The organism is Planomonospora alba, from assembly GCF_039534085.1.
Classification (GTDB): Bacteria; Actinomycetota; Actinomycetes; order Streptosporangiales; family Streptosporangiaceae; genus Planomonospora_B; species Planomonospora_B alba.
In genome coordinates, this window is record NZ_BAAAUT010000002.1 from 25,941 (window position 1) to 42,925 (window position 16,985).

At 72.0% G+C, this 16,985-nt stretch carries 15 protein-coding genes; 4 read left to right on the forward strand and 11 right to left on the reverse strand.

Annotated elements, in window-relative coordinates:
- Positions 1–33 precede the first annotated feature (33 nt).
- A complete protein-coding gene (locus tag ABD823_RS01140; RefSeq protein WP_344854875.1) occupies positions 34–1,914 on the forward strand; it encodes a propionyl-CoA synthetase in 1,881 nt (626 codons plus the stop codon).
- Positions 1,915–1,996: 82 nt separating this feature from the next.
- Here ABD823_RS01140 and ABD823_RS01145 read toward each other — a convergent pair whose 3' ends face one another.
- From ABD823_RS01145 to ABD823_RS01180, 8 genes are all read right to left on the reverse strand, one after another.
- Positions 1,997–3,181, reverse strand: coding sequence for a DUF418 domain-containing protein (locus ABD823_RS01145; protein ID WP_344854877.1), 1,185 nt, complete (start codon positions 3,179–3,181; stop codon positions 1,997–1,999).
- Positions 3,182–3,352: 171 nt separating this feature from the next.
- On the reverse strand, positions 3,353–4,240 hold the full coding sequence (locus ABD823_RS01150; protein ID WP_344854879.1) for an alpha/beta hydrolase: 888 nt from the start codon (positions 4,238–4,240) through the stop codon (positions 3,353–3,355).
- A gap of 59 nt (positions 4,241–4,299) precedes the next feature.
- On the reverse strand, positions 4,300–5,694 hold the full coding sequence (locus ABD823_RS01155) for an NAD(P)/FAD-dependent oxidoreductase (RefSeq protein WP_344854881.1): 1,395 nt from the start codon (positions 5,692–5,694) through the stop codon (positions 4,300–4,302).
- A gap of 128 nt (positions 5,695–5,822) precedes the next feature.
- Positions 5,823–6,650, reverse strand: coding sequence for an ABC transporter permease (locus ABD823_RS01160; RefSeq protein WP_344855265.1), 828 nt, complete (start codon positions 6,648–6,650; stop codon positions 5,823–5,825).
- A 25-nt stretch (positions 6,651–6,675) separates the two neighbouring features.
- Positions 6,676–7,527: an ABC transporter permease gene (locus tag ABD823_RS01165; protein WP_344854883.1), complete on the reverse strand. Its 852-nt coding sequence runs from the start codon at positions 7,525–7,527 to the stop codon at positions 6,676–6,678.
- A 68-nt stretch (positions 7,528–7,595) separates the two neighbouring features.
- Positions 7,596–8,837: a polyamine ABC transporter substrate-binding protein gene (locus ABD823_RS01170; protein ID WP_344854885.1), complete on the reverse strand. Its 1,242-nt coding sequence runs from the start codon at positions 8,835–8,837 to the stop codon at positions 7,596–7,598.
- 10 nt (positions 8,838–8,847) lie between these two features.
- A complete protein-coding gene (locus tag ABD823_RS01175; protein WP_344854887.1) occupies positions 8,848–9,993 on the reverse strand; it encodes an ABC transporter ATP-binding protein in 1,146 nt (381 codons plus the stop codon).
- A 26-nt stretch (positions 9,994–10,019) separates the two neighbouring features.
- On the reverse strand, positions 10,020–11,453 hold the full coding sequence (locus ABD823_RS01180) for a gamma-aminobutyraldehyde dehydrogenase (RefSeq protein ID WP_344854889.1): 1,434 nt from the start codon (positions 11,451–11,453) through the stop codon (positions 10,020–10,022).
- A gap of 218 nt (positions 11,454–11,671) precedes the next feature.
- Here ABD823_RS01180 and ABD823_RS01185 point away from each other — a divergent pair, with 218 nt between their 5' ends.
- The gene (locus ABD823_RS01185) at positions 11,672–12,166 is read left to right on the forward strand and encodes an Lrp/AsnC family transcriptional regulator (RefSeq protein WP_344854891.1); all 495 of its coding nucleotides are present in this window, start codon (positions 11,672–11,674) and stop codon (positions 12,164–12,166) included.
- A gap of 60 nt (positions 12,167–12,226) precedes the next feature.
- On the opposite strand, the gene ABD823_RS01190 is transcribed toward ABD823_RS01185, so the two are convergent.
- Positions 12,227–13,057 (reverse strand): DivIVA domain-containing protein, encoded by an 831-nt coding sequence (locus ABD823_RS01190; protein ID WP_344854892.1) that lies wholly within the window; start codon positions 13,055–13,057, stop codon positions 12,227–12,229.
- Positions 13,058–13,171: 114 nt separating this feature from the next.
- Between ABD823_RS01190 and ABD823_RS01195 the strand changes: the two genes are divergently transcribed.
- Together ABD823_RS01195 and ABD823_RS01200 are read left to right on the forward strand one after the other, a co-directional pair.
- Complete coding sequence (locus ABD823_RS01195) at positions 13,172–13,882, forward strand: ABC transporter ATP-binding protein (RefSeq protein ID WP_344854894.1); 711 nt, start codon at positions 13,172–13,174, stop codon at positions 13,880–13,882.
- A gap of 85 nt (positions 13,883–13,967) precedes the next feature.
- Positions 13,968–14,639 (forward strand): hypothetical protein, encoded by a 672-nt coding sequence (locus tag ABD823_RS01200; protein ID WP_344854896.1) that lies wholly within the window; start codon positions 13,968–13,970, stop codon positions 14,637–14,639.
- A 68-nt stretch (positions 14,640–14,707) separates the two neighbouring features.
- Here ABD823_RS01200 and ABD823_RS01205 read toward each other — a convergent pair whose 3' ends face one another.
- Together ABD823_RS01205 and ABD823_RS01210 are read right to left on the reverse strand one after the other, a co-directional pair.
- Positions 14,708–15,277: a GNAT family N-acetyltransferase gene (locus ABD823_RS01205; RefSeq protein ID WP_344854898.1), complete on the reverse strand. Its 570-nt coding sequence runs from the start codon at positions 15,275–15,277 to the stop codon at positions 14,708–14,710.
- A 212-nt stretch (positions 15,278–15,489) separates the two neighbouring features.
- Positions 15,490–16,704, reverse strand: coding sequence for an ATP-binding protein (locus tag ABD823_RS01210; RefSeq protein ID WP_344854901.1), 1,215 nt, complete (start codon positions 16,702–16,704; stop codon positions 15,490–15,492).
- Positions 16,705–16,985 lie beyond the last annotated feature (281 nt).

The window sequence follows — 16,985 nt, forward strand, 5'->3', positions numbered from 1 at the left end:
GGCGGGCGGGCACGGCGGGGGCATGATGACGGCATGCCGTACGCCGATGTCTTCGCCCGCAGCATCGCCGACCCCGAAGGCTTCTGGGGACAGGCCGCCGAGGCCGTCACCTGGAGCGTCCCGCCCAAGCGGGTGCTGGACGACAGCGCAGCGCCGTTCTACCGGTGGTTCCCCGACGGGGAGCTGAACACCTGCTTCAACGCGCTCGACCGGCACGTCGAGGCCGGGCACGGCGACCGGGTCGCGCTGGTGCACGACAGCCCCGTCACCGGGACGTGCCGGAAGATCACCTACGCCGGGCTGCTGGGCCTGGTCGCCCGCTTCGCCGGGGTCCTGCGGGGCCTGGGCGTGGAGCGGGGGGACCGCGTCGTGATCTACATGCCGATGGTGCCCGAGGCCGTGGTCGCCATGCTCGCCTGCGCGCGGCTGGGCGCGGTGCACTCGGTGGTGTTCGGCGGGTTCGCCCCGAAGGAGCTGGCCGCCCGCATCGACGACGCGCGGCCCAAGGTCGTCGTCTCGGCCTCCTGCGGGATCGAGCCCTCCCGCGTCGTGCCGTACAAGCCGATGCTGGACGCCGCGCTGGAGCTGGCCGGGCACCGGCCGGAGCGCTGCGTGATCCTCCAGCGCGAGCAGGCCCGGGCCGAGCTCGTCGCGGGCCGGGACGTCGAGTGGACCGCGGTCAACGCCGAACCGGTCCCGTGCGTGCCGGTCCGGGCCACCGACCCGCTCTACGTCCTGTACACCAGCGGGACCACCGGCCGGCCCAAGGGCGTGGTCCGCGACAACGGCGGCCACGCGGTGGCGCTGCTGTGGAGCATGCGCAACGTCTACGGCGTGCGGCCGGGCGAGGTGTTCTGGGCGGCCTCCGACGTCGGCTGGGTGGTCGGCCACTCCTACATCGTCTACGGCCCGCTGCTGCTCGGCGCGACGAGCGTGCTGTACGAGGGCAAGCCGGTGGGCACGCCGGACGCGGGCGCGTTCTGGCGGGTGGTCGCCCAGCACGGGGTGAACGTGCTGTTCACCGCGCCGACCGCGTTCCGGGCGATCCGCCGGGAGGACCCGGACGCGCGGCAGCTGGCCGCCCACGATGTCTCGTCGCTGCGCACGCTGTTCCTGGCCGGGGAGCGGCTGGACCCGGACACCTACCGCTGGGCGGCCGACAAGCTCGGCGTGCCGGTGATCGACAACTGGTGGCAGACCGAGACCGGCTGGCCCGTCGCAGCGAACCTGCGCGGCCTGGAACCGATGCCGGTCAAGCCGGGCTCCCCCACCGTGCCCGTACCCGGCTACGACGTGCGGGTGCTCCGCCCCGACGGGTCGGAGTGCGGCCCCGGCGAGGAGGGCGCGATCTGCATCCGGCTCCCGCTGCCGCCCGGCGCGTTCCCCACGCTCTGGCAGGACGACGAGCGGTACGTGAAGTCCTACCTGTCGGCCTTCCCCGGGTACTACCTGACCGGCGACGGCGGCTACCGGGACGCGGACGGCTACCTGTACGTCATGGGCCGCACCGACGACGTGATCAACGTGGCCGGGCACCGCCTCTCGACGGGCGCGATGGAGGCGGTGCTGGCCGCGCACCCGGCGGTGGCGGAGTGCGCGGTGATCGGGGTGGCCGACGAGCTGAAGGGCCAGGTCCCGCGCGGGTTCGTGGTGCTCAAGAGCGGCGTGGACGCCGATCCGGAGACCCTCCTGGCCGAGCTGGTCCGGGCGGTCCGCGAGCAGGTGGGGGCGGTGGCGGCGCTCAAGCGGGTGGACGTGGTGCCGGCGCTGCCGAAGACCCGTTCGGGCAAGATCCTGCGCAAGACCATGCGGGGCATGGCCGAGGGCGCCGACGAGCCCGTGCCCTCCACGATCGAGGACCCGGCCGTGCTGGACGCCCTGCGCCCGGTCATCGCCCCGCCCCGGCGGCCGTGAGGCCCCGCGCTCAGGGCCGGTCGTCCCACGTCCGGAGGCCCATCGGTCGTGTCCGCCCGGCCGTGCCGCACGCGCGGGCGCGTCAGCGGGCGGCCGTCTCACGCTCCGGCCCGGGCTCCGGCGTGCGCCCCGGCCCGGACCGCACCCGCTGCGGCGCCCGGTAGGCCCACTGCCAGAGCAGCTCCAGCGGGCCCCGCTCGAAGCGGCGCAGCCAGAGCGCGGCCAGCACGGTGAACAGGGTGCAGATGCCCGCCCAGGCCGCCACCGTCCACCAGGGGCGCAGGGACTCCAGCCGCGCCGCCAGCCCGAGCCCCCAGCCGTAGCACAGCACCGAGGCCACCAGGTTCTGCAGCACGTAGCAGCTCAGCGCGGTCCTGCCGACGCCCCTCACGCCGCGCCGCAGCGGCCCCGGCGTCCCGGACATGCGCTGCACGACGGCGGTGACCAGGGCGAGCAGGCCCAGGGCGACCAGCGGCGGCAGCAGGTAGCGGTCCACCAGGAACCAGGCGTCCCCGGCGAAGGAGGTCAGCAGGTTCAGCGGCGCGCCCACGCCGAACCCGAGGACCATGAGCCGGGTGCGGAGCGCGGCGCCCCGGGCGGAGTCCTCGAAGACGCCGGCGCGCATCAGCTGCGAGCCGAGCAGGAACAGCGCGATGCCCGTCGGGACGATGATCACCGCCTCCAGCCGGTAGAGGGCGAAGGACTCGATGCGGGCGGCCACCTGGTCGGCGTAGCTCCCCTCGGTGAACAGCGTGCCCGGCGCCCCGGTCCCCCCGGCCGCGGTGTCCTCCACGGTCAGCAGCGCGGCGGTGAGCACGGCGATCCCCGCCGTCACCACCACGACCTGCACGGTGATCCACGCCCGGACGACGCGGTCGCTCCGGCCGATCAGGTAGGCGACGACCACCGAGGTCACGGCGTAACCCATCAGCACGTCGAACTCGAAGATCAGCAGGTAGTGGAGGAGCCCCTCGGCCAGCAGCAGCGCCGCCCGCCACAGGTACCAGCCGGGCCAGCGCGCGCCCCGGCGCCGCGCCGAGCGGTACTGCAGCTCCAGTCCCACCCCGAACAGCAGGGTGAGCAGGGCCAGGAACTTGCCGTTGGTCAGGAAGCGCAGGAGGGTCTCCGCGGTCCCGGGCTGTTCCAGCGCCCCCAGCACGCCCGCCGGCCCCGCGGGACTGGTGAAGATCCAGATATTGGTGCCGAGCGTGCCCATGATGGCGAGGCCGCGGAGCACGTCGAGCGCGTCGATACGTCGGTCGGTCACACTCCCCACGATCCCGCCGCCGGCGGCGCGGGACATCGTCGCGCGGACCCATCCGGGCCGTACACCGATGGATGTACGGCCCTCGTCCTCCCCTCCCGGCGGCGCCCCTTCCGGCGGGCGCCGCCGGCCCGGCGTGCCGGGAGGCGGCCGGGCCGGGCCGAGGCGGCCGGGTCAGAGGTGCTCGGCGAAGAAGGCGGCGACGGCCTCGACGGCCTGGGTGACGTGCGGCTCGCCGTCGTACAGGTCGATGTGGCGCCGGGCGTCCAGCCAGACGAGCTTCTTGGGCCCGTCCATCCGCTTGTAGGCCTCCTCGGCGCCCTCCGGGGAGCAGAACCGGTCGACGACGCCGTGCACGACGAGCCCGGGCTTGGGCCCGAGGAAGTCGGCGCCGGTCATGTTGTCCACGGTGATCAGCTCGCGGAGCGACGCCCGGGTGACCTGGTTGCGCCAGTGCGGGGAGGCGCCGCGCCCGGTGCCGTAGTAGGCGAACGGCTCGTCGCCCGGCATCGCCGCCTCCCCCTCGGCCGCGACGGCCGGCAGGTACTCCACAGGCCCGCCGAGGTCCTGGCGCTCCAGCACCTCGGTGTGGGCGGCCAGCGCCCGCCGGTAGCCGTCCGGGGTCATCCCGGCGAGCATGGCGTAGGGGTTGTTGTAGGCCCCCGCGACCCCGGCGAAGGCCCGCACCCGGGGGTCGAAGGCGGCGAACTTCAGCGCGTAGCCCGCGCCCAGGCAGATGCCGACCGCGCCGATCCGGGCGCCGTCCGCCTCGGGCCGGGCGCGCAGCAGGGAGACGGCGGCCCGCAGGTCGCGCAGTTTGCCCTGGGGGTCCTCGTCGCAGCGCGGGCTCCCGCCCGACTCGCCCCAGGTGCGGTGGTCGAAGGCCAGCGTCACGTATCCCGCCTCGGCCAGCCGGGCGGCGTAGCGCCCGGTCACCTGGTCGCGGGTGCCGGTGAACGGCCCGGTGAGGACCAGCGCCGGGTGCGGGCCGGCCCCCTCCGGGACGCGCAGGTCGCCGACGAGCGTGATGCCGTCGGCGGTGAACTCCACCCTCTCGGTCATCCTCCAAGTCTGTACGGCCCGCGCCGCGGACGCGAGCCGTACGGGTCCCGGAGGTCGGGTCAGGAGTCGAAGCCGAGGCCCATCCGGTCCAGGGTCCGCAGCCAGAGGTTGCGGCGGCCCTGGTTGAGGTCGGCCTGGGCGATCGACCAGCGGGTCATCTGGATCCCGGCCGAGCGGACCGGCTCGGGCGGGAAGGGCAGCGGTTTCTCCCTGACCATCCGCAGCGCGGTCCGCTCGGTCCGCCGGCCGTCCAGCAGGTCGAGCATGACGCCGGCCCCGAAGCGGGTCGCGCCGACGCCCATGCCGGTGTAGCCGACGGCGTAGGCGACGCGCCCGCCGTGCGAGCGCCCGTAGAAGGCGCTGAACCGGCTGCAGGTGTCGATGACGCCGCCCCACCGGTGGGTGAAGCGCACCCCGGACAGCTGGGGGAAGGTGGTGAAGAAGTGCTCGGCGAGCGTGGCGAAGGTCGCGTCGCGCTGCTCGTACTCCGGCCGCATCCGGCCGCCGTTGTAGTAGACCGCGTCGTAGCCGCCCCACAGGATGCGGTCGTCGGGGGTCAGCCGGTAGTAGTGGAACCGGTTGGCCGAGTCCCCGACGCCCTGCCGGTTGCGCCAGCCGACCGAGGCCAGCTGGTCGGCCGTGAGCGGCTCGGTGACCAGGGCGTAGTCGTAGACCGGGACCAGGAAGTACTTCAGCCGCCGCAGCAGCGGCGGGAAGACGCCGGTGCCGAGGGCGACCCGGCGGGCCCGGACCCTGCCGTGCGGGGTCAGCAGCTCCATCGCCGCCGGGGTGTCCCGCATGTGGCGGACCGGGGTGCGCTCGTGGATGCGCACGCCCAGCTCCAGGCAGGCCCGGCGCAGGCCCCACGCCAGGGCGGCGGGGTCGACCATCGCGCAGCCGTCGCGCTCCCACATGCCGCCGACGTAGGTGGGCGAGTCCACCTCCGCCCTGACCTGGGCGGCGTCCATCACGTCGAACCGCACGCCCATCTCGCCGGCGATCTCGGCGTTGCGGTGCATCTCCTCCAGCTGCCAGGGCTCGGTGGCCACGTGCAGCTCGCCGGTGCGCTCGTAGCCGCAGTCGATGCCGTATCTGGCGACGGTCTCCCCGATCTCGTCGAGGTTGCGCAGTCCCAGGTGCTCCAGGGTCGCGATCTCCTCGGGCCAGCGCTCCAGTCCGTTGGCGATCCCGTGGGTGAGGGTCGCCATCGCGAACCCGCCGTTGCGGCCGGTCGCCGCCCAGCCGATCCTGCGCCCCTCCAGCAGGACCACGTCGAGGGAGGGGTCGCGCTCCTTGGCCATCAGGGCGGTCCACAGCCCCGAGAAGCCTCCGCCGACCACCGCCAGGTCGGCGGTGGTGTCTCCGAAGAGCCGCGGTCGCGGCTCGGGTTTCGCCGGACTGTCCAGCCAGTACGGCGTGCGCTCCGCATCAGCAAGGGCCTTCAGCGGATCCACAGTCTCACTTCCCTACGGTGAGTCGGTTCTGTATGTGGTTGTCGTGCGGTCCCGGAGGACCGCACGCGGGTTCCCCCCGCCTGAACGCGGTCTCACCTCCCTTTCCGGATGCCGGGGCCGTGCGGCGGCTAGGTGGGGCGGCGGCGCGCGGTGACCGCGTTGACCGCGGCGACCGCGACACCCACCGCGAAGATGAGCGTGCCGATGACGTTGACCTGCGGCGGCACGCCGATCCGGGTCGCGCCCCAGATCCACAGCGGGAACGTCTGGGTCGGGCCGCTGGTGAACTGGGTGATGACGAAGTCGTCGATGGAGAGCGCGAAGGCGAGCAGCGCGCCCGCGACCACGCCGGGCAGGATCATCGGGAAGGTGATCCGCCAGAACGTCGTCCAGGCGGAGGCGCCCAGGTCGCGGGCGGCCTCCTCGATCGAGGGGTCGAGGCCGATCACCCGGGCCCGCACGGTGATCGCCACGAACGACAGCGAGAACAGCACGTGCGCCACGACCACGGTCGCGAAGCCCGTCTGCACGCCGGTGCTGATGAACAGCGACAGCAGCGAGGCGCCCATGACGAGCTCCGGCGAGGAGACGGCGGCGAATATCACCAGGTTGGTCACGCCCTGCCCGCGGAAGCGGTGGCGGCCCAGGGCCAGGCCCATGAGCGTGCCGAGCACCGTGGTGACGAGCACGCTGAGCACCGCGATCAGCAGCGAGTTCCGCACCGCGGTGACCAGGTCGGGGTACTCGTCCAGCCGGCCCCACCACTTGAGGGTGAAGCCCTGCCAGCTCACGTTGGACTTGCTCTGCGTGTCGTTGAAGCCGAAGACGATCATCACCGCGATCGGCAGGACCAGCCAGGCGATGACCAGCCAGACGTAGGCCCGCAGCAGCCGGTCCGCCCACCGGCCCCGGGAGGGCCGCGCGGGCGCCCGCGTGCTCCGCGCGGCGGCGGTCAGGGCGCTCACGATCGATCACCGCTCCTCATCGGGCCGCCGCCTCCAGCACGTTCTCGGTGCCGAGCGCCCTGGCGTAGGCGAAGATGCCGACCAGCATCGCCGCCATCAGCGTGAACGACAGCGCCGCGGCGGCGGGGTAGTCGTTGTTGACGAGGTACTCGGTCTGGATGATGTTGCCGATCATCGTGTTCTCCGGGCCGCCGAGGATCGCGGCGTTGACGTAGTCCGCGGTCATCGGGACGAACGTCATCAGCACCCCGGCGAACACGCCCGGCAGCGAGAGCGGCAGCACGATCCTCATGAACGCCGTGCGCGGGGAGGCGTACAGGTCCTGCGCGGCCTCCACCGTCCGGGGGTCCACCCGCTCCAGCGCCACGTAGATCGGCAGGATCATGAACGGCAGGTAGTTGTAGACCAGGCCGCCGATCACCGCGCCGGTCGTCTGCAGGATGTGGAAGTCCTCCGGGAGCAGGCCCGCCGACTTCAGCGGCGCCAGCACGATGCCGTCGTCGGCGAGCAGGAACTTCCACGACACCGTGCGCAGCACGAACGAGACGAAGAACGGCAGCAGCACCAGCAGCAGGTAGGTGGACTTGCGGGAGCCGCCCCGGAAGGCGATCCAGTAGGCCACCGGGTAGGCCAGCAGGACGGCGACGGCCGTGGCGGCCAGGCCGTACCCCGCCGAGCGCAGGAACTGCACGCCGTACTGGGTCAGGACGTCGCCGTAGACGCCGACGTTGAACGTCTGGACGAAGCCGTTGACCACGTCGCCCTCCTGGGTGGAGACCGAGGCCATGAAGACCATCGGCACCACCAGGAAGATCGCCAGCCAGAGGCCTCCGGGCAGCACGAGCAGGTAGGGGGTCAGGCGCCGCACCGGCACCTCCCCCGGTGCGCTGCGCGGGTCCGCCCGGGCCCGCGTCGGGTCCGCTCCATCGCCGCCCCTCAGCCCTGGGTGATGGGCTGGAAGATGTCCTCGAAGACCTTCTCCTCCGCCGTGCTCAGCACCTTGTACGAGCGGAGCCTGGCCATGTCGGCGTCGGAGGGGAAGATCATCGGGCTGGAGGCGACCTGCTCCAGGAACTCCTTGTCCTCGCCCTTCTCCTTGGCGGCCTTGGCCGCCAGGAGGTCCTTGGTGGCGGGGACCGGGGCGATGTAGTTGATGTACTCCACCAGCATCGCGGCGATCTGGGGCTGGTAGACGTAGTCCATCAGCGTCAGCGCGTCCACCGGGTTCCGCGCGGTCTTGGGGATGCACATGTTGTCGGTCCAGATCGTGCCGCCCTCCTCGGGCACCACGAACCTCAGGTCCTTGCCCTCGGCGACCTGCTGGAAGACGTCGCCCGACCAGGCCATGCAGATCCAGATGTCGCCGCGGACCAGCGCGTCGATGTAGTCGCTCTCGTAGTACTTGCGGACCAGGCCCGCGTCGCGCTGCTGCTGGAGCTTGGCCGCGGCCTTCCTCCAGTCGGCCTCGGTGGACTTCTCCGGGTCGACGCCCTGGGCGAACATGGCGAAGTTCGCCACCTCCTGGGTGTCGAGCATCATGCCGACCTTCCCCTTGTACTTGGGGTTCCACAGGTCCTCGATGCCGGTGACCCCGTCGACGTACTTCGGGTTGTAGGCGATGCCGGTGATGCCGCCCGCCCACGGGACCGTGTAGGTGTTGTCCGGGTCCCAGACCGGGTTCTTGAAGCGCGCCCCGGCGTTGGCGGCGAAGTTCGGCAGCCTGGAGTGGTCGAGCGGGACCAGGTGGCCGAGCTGGATGAGCCGGTTGAGCTGGATGCTGTTGGTCAGGACCACCAGGTCGTAGCCGATGTCGTTGCCCGCGGCCAGCTGCGGCTGGATCTTGCCGAAGAAGGCGGGCATCTCCTGGATGTCCTCGCGGTAGGTCACCTGGATGCCGGTGTCGGCGGTGAACAGCTCCAGCGACGGGTACTTCTTGCCGTCCTTGTCGATGTAGAGCGGCCAGTTGGCGAAGCGCAGGGTGCCGTTCTTCTTCTTCGAGGCCCAGTACTCGGCGACGGCGTCCTTCTTCGGGGGCGCGGCCTTCTTGCCCTCCACGCCGCAGGCGGCCAGGGCCAGGCCGGCGGCGGAGAGCCCGGCCAGGCGGAAGGCCTCGCGGCGGGTCACGGCACGGCTGCGCGTCATGCCGCGCAGGAAGGCGGGGGAGGTGCGGGGATCCATGTGGGGGCTCTCAACTTCCGATCGCGTACGAGTGGTGCGGCTGCCACGACAGCCACACGGAGTCACCGCGCTCCGCCGTGCTGGTGCTGTCGAGCGCGTTCTGCTGGAACACGGTGACCTCGGCGCCGTCGGCGAGGCTGACCGCGTAACTGTTGTACAGCCCGAGATAGACCACTTCGCACACGGTCCCGCGCACGGCGCTGACGTCCCCCGCCGGCTCCTCGGTGGAGATCGTGATCTTCTCGGGGCGCACGGTGACCGCGATCGCGTCCCCGGCCCCGTGCGGCGCGCCCGCCACCAGGATCCGGCCCTCCTCCCCCAGCCGCAGTACGGCGGAGCCCGCCTCGACGCGCTCCACGGTGCCGCGCAGCAGGTTGGAGGTGCCGATGAAGCCGGCCACGAAGGCGGTGGCGGGCCTCTCGTAGATCTCCCGGGGGTCGGCGAGCTGCTCGATGCGGCCGTCGTTCATCACGGCGATGCGGTCGCTCATGGTGAGCGCCTCGTTCTGGTCGTGCGTGACGTACACGAAGGTGATGCCGACCTCGCGCTGGATGCGCTTGAGCTCGATCTGCATGGCCTGGCGGAGCTTGAGGTCCAGCGCGCCGAGCGGCTCGTCGAGCAGGAGCGCGCGGGGCCGGTTGACCAGCGCCCGGGCCAGGGCCACCCGCTGCTGCTGGCCGCCGGACATCTCCCGCGGGCGGCGCTTCTCGCGGCCGGCCAGGTCGACGATCTCCAGCATCTCGCCGACCCGCCGGGTGATCTCGGCCGCCGGGACCTTCTTCTGCTTCAGCCCGAAGGCGACGTTCTCCCAGACGTTCATGTGCGGGAAAAGCGCGTAGGACTGGAAGACCATGTTCACGTCGCGCTTGTTCGGGGGGACGCCGGTGACGTCCCGGCCGTGCAGCCGGACGCTGCCGCGGGTGGGCTCCTCGAACCCGGCGACCATCCGCATGGTGGTGGTCTTGCCGCAGCCGGAGGGGCCCAGGAGCGAGAAGAACTCCCCTTCGGCGATCGTCAGGTCGACTCCCCTGACCGCCTGGACGACCTCACCGTGGGCGAGGTACTCCTTGACGACTCCGTCGAGCTCGATGGCGGGCACCTGGGGTGCGTCGGAGGCGGCCGCCGCCGCCTCCGTGCCCGCCTGGGTTTCGGTCATACCAGGCTTATCCCTCTGTTTCGCGGCTATTCGCCGATGTAGTGCATGACGTGCTTGACCCGGAGGTAGTCGTGCAGACCGAAGACCGACAGGTCCTTGCCGTAGCCGGAGTGCTTGAAACCTCCATGGGGCATCTCGGAGACGAACGGGATGTGGGTGTTGACCCACACCACGCCGAAGTCGAGCCGCCTGGACACCCGCATCGCCCGGCCGTGGTCGGAGGTCCACACTGAACCAGACAAACCGTACTTTACGCCGTTGGCCTTGGCGATCGCGTCGGCTTCGTCGGAGAAGGTCTGGATGGTGATGACCGGTCCGAAGACCTCGTTCTGCACCATCTCGTCGTCCTGCGCCAGGCCGTCCACCACGGTCGGGGCGAAGAAGTAGCCCCGGTCACCGATCCGGTGGCCGCCGGTGAGGACCTTGGCGTGGCCGGGGAGGCGGTCGAAGAAGCCCGCGACCCGCTCCAGCTGGCCGGCGTTGTTGAGCGGGCCGTACAGCGCCTCGGTGTCGGACAGGTCGCCGGTCCGGGTGTTCGCGGCGGCCTCGGCGAGCGCGGCGGCGAACTCGTCGTGCACGTCCTCGTGGACCAGCACGCGGCAGGCGGCGGTGCAGTCCTGCCCGGCGTTGTACAGGCCCGCCGTGGCGATGGACTCCGCGGCGGCCTTCAGGTCCCTGACGTCGTCGAAGACGATGACCGGGGCCTTGCCGCCGAGCTCCAGGTGGACCCGCTTGAGGTCGTCGGCGGCGGTCCTGGCCACGGACATGCCCGCGCCGACCGAGCCGGTGATCGCGACCATCTGCGCGGCCGGGTGGCCGACCACCAGGGCCCCGGTCTCCCGGTCGCCGGCGACCACGTTGAAGACGCCCTTCGGCAGGATCCCCCCGATGATCTCCGCCAGCTTGAGGGTGGAGACCGGGGTGGTGTCGGACGGCTTGAGCACGACGGTGTTGCCGGCCGCGAGCGCGGGGGCGATCTTCCACACGGCCATCATCAGCGGGTAGTTCCAGGGCGTGACCTGCCCCACGACGCCGATCGGCTCGTGCCGGATGACGGAGGTGTGGTCGGCGAGGAACTCGCCGGAGGTCGGCCCCTCCAGGGTGCGCACGGCGCCGGCGAAGAACCGGAAGTGGTCGGCGGCGACCGGGGTCTCGTCCTCGGCCATGCGGGCCCGCGGCTTGCCGGTGTTGCGGCACTCGGCCTCGTTCAGCTCGTCGGCCCGCGCCTCGATCGCGTCGGCGATCTTGAGCAGCAGGCCGGCGCGCTCACCCGGGGTGGTCTGCCCCCACGACTCGAACGCGGCCGCCGCGGCGGCGTAGGCTGCATCGACGTCCTCCGCTCCGGAGACCGGCGCCTGGAGGTAGGCCTCCCCGGTACACGGATCGACGACGTCGGAGAAGCGGCCGCTCTTGGCGTCCACGAACTCACCGTTGACGTAGTTCTGCAGACGGGTGGTCACCGTTGACCTCCTGTGAAGGGGGCTGAGTTGCCGCGACTCTTACAGAGAGAAGGGGCACGGACAAGCGATTTCGTTGCGAAGATACCAAATTGCTACGAAATCGCTTGACAGAAGGCGGATAACTGACAACATGTCGCACCGGACCGGCAGCATGACCGTATCCGTGACACGGCGGAAACGCCCCCGGAACGCGACGACAGGACGATAGGGAGGCCCGGATGAGCACCCCGCCCAAGGCCCGCCGCGACAACGACGGCAGGCCCGCCTCCGTCGTCCTCGACGACATCTCCAAGCAGATCATCGAACAGCTGCAGAGCGACGGGCGCAAGCCGTACGCGGCGATCGGCAAGGCCGTGGGCCTGTCCGAGGCCGCGGTCCGCCAGCGGGTCCAGCGCCTGCTCGACGCGGGCGTGATGCAGATCGTCGCGGTCACCGACCCGCTGACCCTCGGCTTCCCCCGCCAGGCCATGATCGGCATCAAGTGCGAGGGCGACCTGGAGACGGTGGCCGACGAGCTCGCGGCGATCAAGGAGATCGACTACGTCGTGCTGACCGCCGGGTCCGTCGACATCATGGTCGAGGTGGTGTGCGAGGGCGACCAGCACCTGCTGGAGATCCTCGGCAAGATCCGCGCCATCCCGACCGTCCGCGCGACCGAGACCTTCGTCTACCTGAAGCTCCACAAGCAGACCTACTCCTGGGGCACCCGCTGACGCTCCCCCGCGGCGCCGGGCGGCCGGTCCCCGCCCCGGTCTCCCGGCGGCGCGCGGCCCTCAGCCGCCCAGCCGGCGCTCCAGGACCTCGGCCACCTCGTTGAGGAACGCGTCCACCTGGCTCACCGCGTATCCGGGCCGGAATATCACGGTGCCGAACCTGGCCTCGCGCACGTCGGCGGCGGTCAGGGGCTGGTCGGCGGTCCCGCGCAGCGTGGCGGCGACGCGGTCGAGGAAGACGTCCACCTCCTCCTCGTCGTAGCCCATGCCCAGCCGCCCCGGCCGGAAGGCCACCCGCTCGACCCGCAGCGCCTCCTCCTCCGCGGAAAGGACCACCCGCTCCTGCCGCGGCGCGGCGGGGTCCGGGACGCGGAGCGGCCTGGCCGCCGCCCCGGCGGGCGGGGCGTCCGGGGGTACGGCCTCCGCCTCCGCGGCGGGCCGCGCCCCGGGGGCGGGCCGGCGCTCCGGGACGGCGACGGCGTCCCGCGCGGGCTCCGCGCCCACCCCCGCTCCGGCCGGAGCGTCCGGGGGAGGAACGGGGGCGTCCCGCGCGGGCTCCACGTCCGGAACCGCTCCGGCCGGAGCACCCGGACCCGGCGTGACGCGGGCGCCGGAGCCCTCTCCTGCCCGAGCCTCGGGCCCCGGTCCGGCGGGGACGCCCGTGAGCGCCTCGACCGCCACGATGAAGGCGTCCAGCGCGTAGTCCACCGCGGTCTCGTTGTATCCGCCCAGTTTCGTGCGGAAGCGGGCGTCGCGGATCTCGTCGGCGGTGATCGGCCCGCCGGCCGGCTCTCCCCTGCCCAGGGTGCCCTCGATCCGGCGGATCAGCTCGTCCACCTGGTCCGGGTCATATCCGTAACGCACGCCCAGCACCCGTGGAAAGCGGTTCAACCCCGCATCCTTTCCGTCCGCGTGAATGTCTGCGCATATGGAATTCTCGTCCGGCCCCCCATTCTGGAGGGACACCGGCCGAAAGGCGAGCGGCGGAGATAGGGTGACGGACCTATGCGCCTGTCCGACGTGTCCTTCCGCTACTCCCGCCGCGGCCCCTGGATCCTGCGGGACGTCGGGCTCTCCCTCGCCCCCGGGACCGTCGCCGAGGTCACCGGGCGCAACGGGGCGGGGAAGTCCACCCTCCTGCGCCTGCTGGCCGGGATCGTGCCGGCCTCCCGGGGCTCGGTCACCGGACGGCCGCACGTCGTCGGCTACGCCCCCGACGTGTTCCCCGCGGACCAGCCGTTCACCGTCTCGGCCTACCTCGCCCACCTCGCCCGGATCCGCCGGGTCCCGTCCTCGGCCGGTACGGCGCTCGCCGAGCGGCTGAACGCGGCGCACCTGCTCGACCAGCCCCTCGGCGACCTGTCCAAGGGCAGCGCGCAGAAGGTCGGCCTGATCCAGGCGCTGCTGGCCCCGCCCGGCCTGCTCATCCTCGACGAGCCCTTCGCCGGTCTCGACGAGCAGACCCGCGCCGAACTCCCCGCGATCATCGGCGAGGTCGCCGCCGACGGCGGCGCGGTCGTGGTCAGCGACCACCAGAACCAGCTGAGGGAGTTCCCCGGCGCCGCGCACTGGCTGGTCGCGGACGGCACCGTCACCGTGCGGGACGGCGACCGGGCGCGCCGGGCGGTCATCGAGGTGGTCGTGGACGCCGCCGAGGCCGACGAGGTCGAGCAGAAGCTCCGCGCCGACGGACACACCACCCGGCGGATCCGCTGACCGTGCCGGTCACCGGAGAGCCCGTCCGGCAGGAGAACCGAGCCACAGGAGGACCCATGCCCCTTCGCCGGACCCGGAGTGCCCCGTGATCCGCCTCACCCGGTTCAAGCTGGCCGCCTACGCCCGCTCCCACCGGCTGCTCCAGCCGGTGATCGGGCTGTTCACGATGATGTTGATCTTCTACTCGACGGCGGTGCCCGAGGGCAAGCAGCTGGCCTCCTACGCCGACTCGGCGGGGCTGCTGATCGTCGTCTTCGCCTGGGCCGCCCGGGGCCTGCTCGACACCGAGCCCGCCGCCCAGCGGCTGATCTCGATGACGGCGGCCGGGAGCCGCCGCGGGGAGATCGGCGCCGGGCTGCTCGCCGCGCTGGCCGTCAACCTCGCCCTGGCCGCCCTCGCGGTCGTCTTCCCGCTGCTGCACGGCTTCGCCGCCCCGCCCTCCGCCGGCGACCTCGCCCGGGGAGCCGTGCTGCACCTGCTCGGCCTGAGCGCCGGGACCGCGCTGGGCGCGCTGACCAGCAGGCCGGTCCTGCCCTCCCCCGCGGCGTCGATGCTGGCGCTGTTCGGCGGCTATCTCGGCCTGCTGCTGCTCAGCCTCACCCCGGCCGGCGGCTTCGCCGTACCGATCATGCCGTGGATGCGCGCCGCCAACGCGGGCACCCTCGACGCGGTCCTGCTCCCGGTCTCGGCCGCGACCCTCCTGTGGTCGGCCGCCGGCGCCCTCGTCTACGCCCGCCTCCGCCGCACCCGGCCGTAGCCCGACCGTCCGCGGGACACGGCGCTCGCCGTGGCTGCGACGCCGCGGACGGGGACACCGGGAGCGGATCAGAGGTCCAGCACGAAGCGGCGGCAGACGTGCACGCGGGCGAACCGCTCGCGCATCGCCCGCTCGTCTCCCAGGTCGGCGTGGAGGAAGACCTTCACCGGCCGCAGCCGGGGCAGCCTCTCGCCGACGGCCCTGCCCGGCTCGGCGGGATCGGTGTAGTGGTCGGCGTAGACATGGAGGTAGTGCTCCCTCTCGGTGAAGCCCATCGACCGGTACCAGCGCAGGGTGTCCGGATCGTCACGGGTCCAGGCGTCCAGCGCCGGCACGCCGAGCAGGCCCAGACGGGTGCGGGTCTCGGAGAGCAGGGCGCGGCCGATGCCCCGGTGCTGGTGGTCGGGATGCACGGCGGCGGTGTCGATGGTCGCCAGATCACCGTCGACGGTGACATCCATGATCCCCGTGACGCCCCCTCCGGTCCCGGTCGCGACCAGCTGGAATCCGGGGGCGGGGATGGCGGGCTTGCTCTTTATGACGTCGTCGAAGTAGGCGGTCCCCAGGAAGGAGAGCACCCGGCAGCGCAGCCAGGAACCCTCGTCCGCCGGAGCGTAGTCACGTATGGCATGGTCCACGACGGTCCTCATTGCGGGCGGGAGGCATCCGCGCGCCGGCGTCCACCTCGTTGGGAGATCACGAGGGGATCCTGCGCGCCGGGTCGCGCCCGGGCAATCGGTTTTTCCGGCCGCGCGGGGGGCGACGGCACCGGCCGGGGAACCGGCCGGCTGACGTCCCGATCCGCTCGTGCCCGCCGGTGATCGCCTCGGCCCCGGCCGGTGACGATCCTTCATTCCGGGGGAGCCGTCTCCCACAGGGCGCTCACCGGCATGGCGCGCAGGTGCTCCCCGAACGGGAGCGTCTGCGCGCCGGTGTAGAGGACGACACCGGCGACGAAGTCGTCGCCGAGGCGGTCCGCCAGGTGACGCAGTCCCTTGAAGTCGTCCGGCCGGACCGTGGACGACGCCTTCACCTCGACGCCGACCACGCGCCCTTGCCGGTTCTCCAGAACGGCGTCCACCTCGACCTTGTCCTTGGTCCGGTAGTGGAAGAGCTCCACGCGCTCCCGCGACCAGGTGAGCTGGCGGGCCAGCTCCATGAGGACGAAGCCCTCCAGGAGCGGGCCGAAGACGCCCCCGGGACGGAGCAGGCTCCGGGCGTCCGCGCCCAGGAGGTTCGCCGCGACCCCGGAGTCGACGAAGGCGACCTTGGGCGTGCCCACCGCACGGCTGCTGAGGTTGCGTGACCAGGCGGGGATCCGCTTGATCAGGAACACTTCCTCCAGCAGGCCCAGATAGCGGTGGACGGTGCTCGCCGACAGGCCGACCTCGTTGCCCAGCGCGGCCGGGACCAGCAACTGGCCGGAGCGTGCGGCCAGCAGCCGCACCAGCGCCCGCATCTCCGCCGTCCGTTCGATCTCCGACAACTGACTGACGTCCCGAGCGATGAGGTCTCCGACGTACGAGTCGAAGAAGCGCTCACGCCTGCGCGGGTTCGACCGTGCGACCGCTTCAGGGAATCCGCCCCGGACCACCCGTTCGGCGTACTCGGCGCGGCCGGTCTCCGACACGTGGTGCAGGCTCTCCCCTTCGGCGAAGACCGCGTCCACGAAACCGTCGGCCGCACCGTCGATCTCCCCCTGCGAGAACGGCCAGAGCTCGATGGTCTCCATCCGGCCGGGCAGTGCGTCAGGGAGCGCTCGGAGCCCGAGGACCCGCGCCGATCCGGTCAGCAGGTAACGGCCGGGCCGAGGATCCGTGTCCACCTGCTCCTTGATCGCGAGGAACAGGCCGGGCGCCCGCTGGATCTCGTCGATCACCATCAGGTCGGAGAAGTCGACGAACCCTGCGGGATCGGCCATCGCCGCCTGCCGGACGGCCGGGGTGTCGAGGTTGCGCCACTCCCCCGCCCTGCCTTTGGCGAGCAGGCGGACCAGCGTGCTCTTGCCGCACTGCCTCGCACCCGCGACGAGGACGACGCGGGTATCGGACAGCGCCTCTTCCACGGCCTGCTCCGCACGCCGCGGGAGGACCTTCCCGAGAGGAGTCTGAACACTGTTGGACACCGGATCAGAATGGCATGACCTGCTGCCTCCTGACAGCCTGGTCGCCGTATCGGTGGCGTTCTGGTCGCTACCCTGATGAAAGGATGGTCGCCATCGTTTCGGCATGTTGGTCGCTGGGACCTCAGCATGTCAGCCGTTGTTCGCCCGGCGGGAGCAGCGGGAAACGTGTTTGCGCTCCCGCTGGAGTGATCTCTAGGATGCCGCCAACGCGTTGACGGAGA

Excerpts from the sequence above, each read along its gene's own strand:
- ABD823_RS01140 (WP_344854875.1), top strand. The coding sequence starts at position 34 with ATGCCGTACGCCGATGTCTTCGCCCGCAGCATCGCCGACCCCGAAGGC.
- ABD823_RS01150 (WP_344854879.1), bottom strand. The coding sequence starts at position 4,240 with ATGACCGAGAGGGTGGAGTTCACCGCCGACGGCATCACGCTCGTCGGC.
- ABD823_RS01170 (WP_344854885.1), bottom strand. The coding sequence starts at position 8,837 with ATGGATCCCCGCACCTCCCCCGCCTTCCTGCGCGGCATGACGCGCAGC.
- ABD823_RS01175 (WP_344854887.1), bottom strand. The coding sequence starts at position 9,993 with ATGACCGAAACCCAGGCGGGCACGGAGGCGGCGGCGGCCGCCTCCGAC.
- ABD823_RS01185 (WP_344854891.1), top strand. The coding sequence starts at position 11,672 with ATGAGCACCCCGCCCAAGGCCCGCCGCGACAACGACGGCAGGCCCGCC.
- ABD823_RS01195 (WP_344854894.1), top strand. The coding sequence starts at position 13,172 with ATGCGCCTGTCCGACGTGTCCTTCCGCTACTCCCGCCGCGGCCCCTGG.